This is a genomic window from Streptomyces sp. SID5469 (genome assembly GCF_009862865.1).
Lineage (GTDB): Bacteria > Actinomycetota > Actinomycetes > Streptomycetales > Streptomycetaceae > Streptomyces > Streptomyces avermitilis.
The window spans coordinates 1,099,923-1,108,322 of sequence record NZ_WWIN01000001.1 but is presented as its reverse complement, the minus strand read 5'-3'; the positions used below and the strand labels follow the sequence as shown (position 1 = coordinate 1,108,322).

General features: G+C 69.3%; 6 protein-coding genes and 1 pseudogene. 6 read left to right on the top strand and 1 reads right to left on the bottom strand.

Annotated features, from left to right (window positions below):
• Positions 1-132 precede the first annotated feature (132 nt).
• A complete protein-coding gene (locus tag GTY58_RS04930) occupies positions 133-2,562 on the bottom strand; it encodes a SpoIIE family protein phosphatase (RefSeq protein WP_078234826.1) in 2,430 nt (809 codons plus the stop codon).
• Positions 2,563-2,953: 391 nt separating this feature from the next.
• On the opposite strand from GTY58_RS04930, the gene GTY58_RS04925 reads away from it, so the two are divergent.
• From GTY58_RS04925 to kdpA, 6 genes and pseudogenes are all read left to right on the top strand, one after another.
• Complete coding sequence (locus GTY58_RS04925) at positions 2,954-3,757, top strand: alpha/beta hydrolase (RefSeq protein ID WP_010982361.1); 804 nt, start codon at positions 2,954-2,956, stop codon at positions 3,755-3,757.
• Entirely contained in the window at positions 3,757-5,004 is a 1,248-nt protein-coding gene (locus GTY58_RS04920) for a SpoIIE family protein phosphatase (protein ID WP_010982360.1), read from the top strand. The genes GTY58_RS04925 and GTY58_RS04920 overlap by 1 nt, the downstream gene beginning before the upstream one ends.
• Position 5,005: 1 nt before the next feature.
• A complete protein-coding gene (locus GTY58_RS04915) occupies positions 5,006-5,416 on the top strand; it encodes an STAS domain-containing protein (RefSeq protein ID WP_078936722.1) in 411 nt (136 codons plus the stop codon).
• A gap of 379 nt (positions 5,417-5,795) precedes the next feature.
• Positions 5,796-6,327, top strand: a pseudogene (locus GTY58_RS04910) (amino acid permease); the annotation flags it as partial.
• Positions 6,328-6,593: 266 nt separating this feature from the next.
• Entirely contained in the window at positions 6,594-6,683 is a 90-nt protein-coding gene (gene kdpF, locus GTY58_RS04905; protein WP_037651592.1) for a K(+)-transporting ATPase subunit F, read from the top strand.
• A gap of 8 nt (positions 6,684-6,691) precedes the next feature.
• Positions 6,692-8,356, top strand: a complete 1,665-nt coding sequence (gene kdpA / locus GTY58_RS04900; RefSeq protein ID WP_010982357.1) for a potassium-transporting ATPase subunit KdpA — start codon at positions 6,692-6,694, stop codon at positions 8,354-8,356.
• Positions 8,357-8,400 lie beyond the last annotated feature (44 nt).

Genomic DNA, 8,400 nt, shown 5'->3' with positions numbered 1-8,400 from the left:
TGCGCCCCGTGGGTGCCAAGGTGGCGGGCTAGGGCTTCGGCCGGGCCGAGTGGCACTCCGCCAACGCGGCACGAGCGTGTCCGGGCCGCTCGGCAACGCGTCCTTACCGGACGGGCAGGTGGCGGCCAAGGCCTATGAGGGTAGTGGTTGTTCTGCCCAGATGGTCTTGCCTTGAGGGGTGTAGCGGGTTCCCCACCGTTGGGCGACCTGGGCGACGAGGAAGAGTCCGCGTCCGCCTTCGTCGGTGCCGAGGGGGCGGCGTAGGTGTGGTGAGGTGTTGCTGCTGTCGGACACCTCGCAGATGAGGGCGCGTTCTCGGATCAGACGGAGGCTGAGGGGCGGGGAGGCGTGCCTGATGGCATTGGTGACGAGTTCGCTGACGATGAGTTCGGTGGTGAATGCGGCATCGTCGAGATCCCAGGCGCTCAGTTGCCGGTTGGTCATCTGTCGGATGGTGTGGACCGCCGAGGGGACGGCGGGTATGTCCCAGGAGGCGACGTTGTCGGCGCCGAGTGCACGGGTTCGGGCGACGAGGAAGGCGACGTCGTCGTGTGGGTGCTCGGGCAGCAGCATCCGGACCATCGTGTCGCAGATTTCGTCGAGTGGGCGGTCGGGGTGGGCCAGTGCGAAGCAGAGCCGTTCGAAGCCGACGTCCACGTCGCGGTCGGAGGCTTCGATGAGGCCATCGGTGTAGAAGGCGATCACGCTTCCTTCCTCGACGTCGATCTCGGCGGATTCGAAGGGCAGGCCGCCCAGTCCGAGGGGTGGGCCGGCAGGTATGTCAGGGAATTCCACTGGTTCACGGAGGTGCGCTATGGCGGGGCTGGGATGTCCGGCCCGTGCCACGACGAGTTTGCGTGAGATGGGGTCGTAGATGCCATAGACGCAGGTCCCGCCGATCACCAGGGCGCCGCCGGCGGCGGCATCGGCTTCGTCCGCGAGCCGGATCACCAGGTCGTCGAGGCGGGCCAGGAGTTCGTCGGGGGGCAGGTCGAGGTCGGCGAGTGTCTGCACGGCGGTGCGCAGCCGGCCCATGGTGGCCGCGGCGTGGATGCCGTGTCCGACGACGTCCCCGACGACCAGGGCGACCCGTGCGCCGGACAGCGGAATGACGTCGAACCAGTCTCCGCCGACCCCGGCTTCGGTGTCGGTGGGAAGGTAGCGGTAGGCCGCCTCGACCGCGCTCTGTTCGGGCAGCCCGTGGGGGAGCAGGCTGTGCTGGAGGGCGAGTGCGGTGTTGTGTTCGCGGGCGAAACGTCTGGCGTTCTCGATGCAGACGGCCGCGCGGGCTGCCAGTTCTTCGACAAGAAGCTGGTCGTCGTCGTCGAAGGGCTCTGCGTGCTTCCAGCGCAGCAACGTGGCCACGCCCATGGTCATGCCTCGGGCCTGGAGGGGGACGACCAGGTGGGAGTGCACGCCCAGGAGGTCCAGTTTTGCCTTGCGCAGCGGGTCCTGGGCCAGCCACGGCGTCGACCCGTCGATGACCGGGTGGCGGATCGAGCGACCGGTAGCCAGGCATCGGCTCTGCGGGGAGGTCGGCGGGTAGCGGGTGGGTTCCCCGGCTGCGACCACGACCTCGGGGTGATCTTCCTGGATCGAGAGGTGCGCCGCTCGGCGCAGCGCTGTCTCGCCGTCCACCGCGACGGGCGTGAGGTCGCGGGCTGCCAGAACCGTGTCCAGCAGGTCGACCGCGACGAAGTCGGCGACCTGGGGCACCACGATCTCGGCCAGCTCGCGCACGGTGCGGTCCAGGTCCAAGGTGGTGCCGATACGGCTGCTCGCCTCGTTCACCAGGGCGAGTCGCTGGCGGGCCCGGTCATGGTCGGTGACGTCCACCGTGGTGTGGCACACGCCCAGGAGGTGGCCTGTACGGTCCTGCAACCGGAAGGACGCGCAGAGCCTGACGCGCTCACGGTCCTGTCGGTAGGGCTCGCCCGGTTCCGGGACGGCATGCTGGAACATCAGCAGCGTCTGCCCGCTGCCCAGCGCCTGCCGGGCCTGCCACTCGAGGGTGGAGTCGGCTTCCCCGGGCACGGCCTCCCCGACTCTGCGGCCGATGCGCAGCTGGACGGGCACGCCGTCCATGTCTTCCAGTACGCGGTTGACCATCTGGTACCGCAGGTCGGTGTCCACCACGGCTATCCCTATGGGCGACTGGTCGAGCAGGCCGTGCAGCACCGCCTGCTCCAGTGCCCACCTGCGGGGCGCGCTCACCGGGGTGACCACGGCAAGCCAGCTTCGGCGCCCACCATCGTCCTGGAACGGGCAGGCGCGCAGTGCCAGCTCCACGTGGTGGCCGGAGCGATGCCTGACGGCGATCAGGCCTTCCCAGCCGTTGCCTGTACGGCGTGGCTCCGACATGGCGGAAGCGAGGTCTGCCTCGCCGGTCAGCAGCGAGGCGGCAGGCCGTCCCAGAATCTCGCTTGCCCGGTAGCCGAGGAGCGTCTGTGCGCCCTTGCTCCATCCCTCGATCAGACCGTGCGCGTCGATGCGGACCACAGCCGCATGGGTGATGTCGAACGGCTCATCCAGGTATTCGTGCGCCGTGCTCTGTGTCGCCATGGTGTGGATCCCCTCGGGGGGCCTGTTCCATAGCACCACAGTCTCACGCCGCCGCACGGCCTTGCGCGGGCACCGTGCCTCCCACGAGGCGCCGCCCGCCGGATGTCCAGGGCGCTCGCCGACGAGACGACGATCGGGCGGAGCCGGGCGAAGGTCCTTTCGGCCCCTCCGACACCGCTGCTCCGCTCCGCGTGACCGAAGAGTCGGCGTGACCGAAGAGGTTGGATTCAGGGCACCGGTTCTGCCAGGCGCGGCCCTCTTGCACGGCCCCGTTCGCGCAGCCCACCGACTCCGGCAACGTTTCGACGTGCTGCCGCCTCGGGCACGGCAGGGCAGGGGCGGGACGAAGACCCCGGCTGAGGCGCCTGGGGGTGGTGGGACACTGGCGGGTATGGATATACGCCGGAGGAACAACGTCGTCGTCACCGGCCGCCCGGACGGGCCGGTGGTGCTGCTCGCGCACGGGTTCGGCTGTGACCAGAACATGTGGCGGCTGGTTGTTCCCGCGCTGGCCGACGACTTCCGGGTGGTGCTGTTCGACTACGTGGGGTCGGGCCGCTCGGATCTGTCGGCGTGGAGCGAGCAGCGTTACTCCTCACTGGAGGGCTACGCCCTGGATGTGCTGGAGGTCTGCGAGGAGCTGGACCTGCGGGATGTGGCCTTCGTGGGGCATTCGGTCAGCGCGATGGTCGGGGTGCTCGCGGCGCAGAAGGCGCCGGAGCGGTTCTCCCGCCTGGTCATGGTCGCTCCCTCCCCGCGGTACATCGACGAGGACGGGTACCGGGGCGGGTTCAGCGCCGAGGACATCGACGAGCTGCTGACGTCCCTGGATTCGAACTATCTGGGCTGGTCGGCGACGATGGCCCCGGTGATCATGGACAATCCCGACCGGCCGGAGCTGGGGGAGGAGCTGACCGCCTCGTTCTGCGCGACCGATCCGGACATCGCGCGGGCCTTCGCACGCACCACGTTCCTGTCCGACAGCCGCCAGGACCTGAAGTCGGTGGCGGTGCCGACGCTGGTGCTGGAGTGTGCACAGGACGTCATCGCGCCGCGCGAGGTGGGCGCCTACGTCCATGCCGCGATCCCCGGCAGCCGCCTGGTGACGTTGGACGCGACAGGGCACTGCCCGCAGCTGAGCGCACCCGACGCCACGGCACAGGCCATCACCGCCTTCCTCGGCGCAACACGGTGATGTGCCGCGACCGGGACGTAGAGCAGGACGCCGACGCCACCGACACGGTGTTCACGTCGCTGCTGGAGGACAGTGCCGAGGAACTGTACGAGCAGGCGCCGTGCGGTTACCTGTCCACGCTGATGGACGGCACCATCGCGAAGATCAACACCACGCTGCTGGACTGGCTGGGCCTGTCGCGCCGGGACGTGGTGGGCCGGATGCGGTTCACCGACCTGCTCACCGTGGGCGGCAAGCTCTACCACGAGACGCACTTCGCGCCGCTGCTGCAAATGAAGGGCGAGGTCAACGGCATCGCCCTGGACCTCAAAGCGGCCGACGGGCAGCGGCTGCCGGTGCTGGTGACCTCGAAGGTCAAGACCAGCCACGACGGTGAGCCGATGCTGGTACGCAGCACCGTCTTCGACGCCCGCGACCGCCGCGCGTACGAGACCGAACTGCTGCGCGCCCGCAGGCAGGCCGAGGCCGACCGCGAGCGCCTCCAGGAAGCACTCGCCGTCCTCCAGCAGAGCCTGCTGCCCTCCACCCTGCCGACGGTTCCCGGCCTGGAAGTGGCCTCGCACTACCACACCGCCTCCCCGGACCTGATCGGCGGCGACTTCTACGACCTGTTCCCGCTGGACGGCACCAGGTGGGCATTCTTCCTCGGCGACGTGTGCGGCAAAGGCCCCAAAGCCGCCGCCGTCACCTCGCTGACCCGCTACACCCTGCGCGCCGCCGCCTTGCACGAGCCCGACCCCGTCAACGTACTGGCCACGCTCAACACGGTCCTGCACGAGCGGTACACCGGCAGCGAGCCCCGCTACTGCACCGCCGTATTCGGCTTCCTGGAACCCCAGAGCGACGGCTGCGCCGTCCACCTGGCCTCCGGCGGCCACCCCCCGGCACTGGTCCAGCGCGCCGACGCCTACGCCGACTACCTCCCCACCCCCGGTGGGATGCTCATCGGTGTCCTGCCCCGGGCGCAGTTCACAGCCGCCCGCACGGTGCTGCTGCCCGGGGACACGCTGCTGCTCTACACCGACGGCCTGACCGAGGCCAGGATCGGGCCGCGGCGTGAGCTGTACGGCGACGACGCCCTGCGCGCCTTCACCGCCGCCCGGACGCCTGCGGGCCCACAGGCCCTGATCACCGCCCTGACCGGCCTGCTCGCCGGCTTCGGTGAGGGCCTCGACGACGACACCGCCCTGCTGGCCTTCGGCGTGCCCGCTTCCCTGCCCGACCAGCCCCTGCGAGTAGATGACTGACATGAGCCCGCTGACGATCACCACCCGAGACGCCCCTACCGGTCCCGTACTGGAGATCACCGGCGACCTCGACCACGAGACATCCCCGGAACTGCGTCACGCGATCGACCGCCTGACCCTGGCCCGCGGCCAGCTGCTGGTCCTGGACCTGGCAGGTCTGCGGTTCTGCGACTCCAGCGGCATCACGCTGCTGTTGGCAGCGCGCAACCTGGCCATCGAGGCAGGCGTCGACACAGTCCTGGCCGCGGTCCCGGCCAACACCGCCCGGGTCCTGGGCATCGTGGGCCTCGACCAGGTCTTCGCGTTCTACCCGGACACCCGAGCGGCCACCGCCGCACACCCGCCCACCGCAGTGATCGCCGACACCACACCGCGCGGCACCGGATCCCGCGCGGACCAAGTGGAGTCGTGACCGCCCGGCGGCACGCGGCGTTCTGGACTACCGTCCCGCGCAACGCTCGCTGACCGGTCTGCGCACGGGCACCGACGCGGCCGGGCGTCCCCAGGCGCCGGCCGAGCTACGGCTGCCGACCCGCTGACCGGGAGCGTGTTGCACCCCGCCGTGCTGGACGGGACGCCGCAGGCCATCGTGGGCCTGCGGCGCTCGGCCGACGGCCTGGAGAGCGGGTCGTCGCGGGGTGGGAACCTCCGACCGGGCCTTTTGCCGTCGATCCACTCGCGCATCTCGGGCTCGGGGACGGGGTCCTTCGGCATCAGCGGCACCAACGCCCACGTGATCCGGGGCGCCGCCGGTCAGGGCGTATCCGCCGAAGCTCTCCGGAGCCACGTTGGCCTTCGCCTCCGGATGCAGCGTGCTCACCGGCGTCGAGGCCCTCGGCCAACGCCGTGCCTGCCTTCCGCGTCCCGCGCGTACGCCGGGCCCAGCACGCGGAGGTCGCCCTCGGTGCCGTACTCGGTGTGATGCTGATCGGCCTGTCGGTGCTGATCTCGCGCTTCCATCTCCAGCCCGTCGAGGGCGTCACGGTCCTCGCGCAGCTCGCGGACGCCTCGCTCGGCCACAACTGGGCGTTCTACGTCGTTCAGTTCGCGACGATGATCCTGCTGGCGCTGTCGGCCAACACCTCCTTCGGCGGTCTTCCGGTTCTGCTGAAGCTGCCGGCCCGCGACAACTACCTGCCGCACGTCTTCGCGCTGAAAGCCGACCGCCAGGTCCACCGGCACGGCGTGCTCACACTGGCCGGGGTCGTCGCCGCGCTGCTCGTCTTCTCCGGCGGCGACACCAACACCCTCGTGCCGCTCTTCGCCATCGGTGTCTTCATCGGCTTCACGATCGCCCAGGTCGGCATGGTCCGGCACTGGCGCGCGGAATGAGGGGATGGGATCCCGACGGAATCCAGACGGGCCCCGCAGATGGATCAGCCCGCCGTAAGAGATCCGTCAAAGGCGTACGCACCCCCGTATGAGAGCCGTCAACGGCGATCGAATCCGGCCAGAGAGGCGGTTTCCTCTAATCGTCCGTTCAATCCGAACCTCATCTAGGAGCTCGCGATGGCCGACCTGGCCTTCGTTGTCACCACGATCGCGGTGTTCGCGCTGGTGGCCCTCGTCGCCAAGGGGGTGACGAAGCTGTGACCGCCGAAAACGTCGTCGGCCTGATCGTGGCCGTCACCCTGCTGGGCTATCTCGTTCTCGCCCTGATCTTCCCGGAGAGGTTCTGAGAAGCGATATGAGTCCCGTCCTCGCCGGCGTGCTCCAGCTGGTCGCTCTCATAGCGGCACTGGCACTCGCCTACCGTCCCCTCGGCGACTACATGGCCAAGGTCTACTCCTCCGACAAGCACCTGCGCGTCGAGAAGTGGATCTACAAGGGCATCGGCGCCGACCCGGACACGCAGATGCGCTGGCCCGCGTACCTGCGCGGCGTCCTCGCCTTCTCCGCCGTCAGCGTGCTCTTCCTGTACGTGCTTCAGCGTGTCCAGGGTTCGCTGCCCGGCTCGCTCGGGTTCCGGTCCATCGACCCGGACCAGGCGTTCAACACCGCCGCGTCCTTCGTGACGAACACCAACTGGCAGTCGTACTACGGCGAGCAGGCCATGGGCCATGTCGTGCAGACCGGCGGCCTGGCGGTGCAGAACTTCGTCTCCGCCTCGGTCGGCATCGCGGTGGCCGTCGCGCTGGTGCGCGGCTTTTCCCGCTCCCGCACCGGTGAGCTCGGCAACTTCTGGTCCGACCTGGTGCGCGGCACCGTCCGCGTCCTGCTGCCCGTCTCGGTGATCGCCGCGATCGTCCTGGTCGCGTGCGGCGCGATCCAGAACTTCTCCGGGATCCACTCCGTCGGCCAGTTCATGGGCGGCTCGCAGCAGTGGAACGGCGGCGCGGTCGCGTCGCAGGAGGCCATCAAGGAGGCCGGCACGAACGGCGGCGGTTACTTCAACGCCAACAGCGCGCACCCCTTCGAGAACCCGGGCCCGTTCTCGAACCTCTTCGAGATCTTCCTGATCCTGCTGATCCCGTTCGCGCTGACGCGGACCTTCGGCCGGATGGTCGGCTCGCTGCGCCAGGGCTACGCGATCCTCGCCACGATGGTCACCATCTGGATCGGCTTCACGGCGCTGATGATGTGGACCGAGTTCGCCCATCACGGCCCGGCGTTCCAGATCGCCGGCGGTGCGATGGAGGGCAAGGAGACCCGCTTCGGCGTCGGCGGCTCGTCGATCTTCGCGGTGGCGACCACGCTGACCTCGACCGGTGCGGTGGATTCCTTCCACTCCTCGTTCACCGGCCTGGGCGGCGGCATCACCCTGCTGAGCATGCAGCTCGGCGAGATCGCACCCGGGGGTACCGGCTCCGGCCTCTACGGCATCCTGATCATGGCCGTCATCGCGGTGTTCATCGCGGGGCTCATGGTGGGCCGTACGCCTGAATACCTGGGCAAGAAGATCGGCACCCGTGAGATCAAGTTCGCGGCCTGCTACATCCTGATCACCCCGGCGCTGGCGCTGGTCTTCACGGCCGCGGCGATGGCGCTGCCCACCCCGGGCCACTCGATGACGAACTCGGGCGCGCACGGCTTCTCCGAGATCCTGTACGCCTACACGTCGGGCGCCAACAACAACGGCTCGGCGTTCGCGGGTCTGAACGCGGACACGCAGTGGTTCAACACCACCATCGGCATCGTGATGCTGCTCGGCCGCTTCGTGCCGATGGTGTTCGTGCTGGCCCTGGCCGGTTCGCTCGCCGAGCAGAAGCCCATCCCGGCGACCGTGGGCACCCTGCGTACCGAAAAGCCGCTGTTCACGGGCCTGCTGGTGGGCGCCATCCTGATCATCACCGGGCTGACCTACTTCCCGGCCCTGGCGCTGGGCCCGTTGGCCGAGGGGCTGGCGTCATGACCACTCGCACAGAGAAGACCCGTGCAGAGAAGACCCGTACAGAA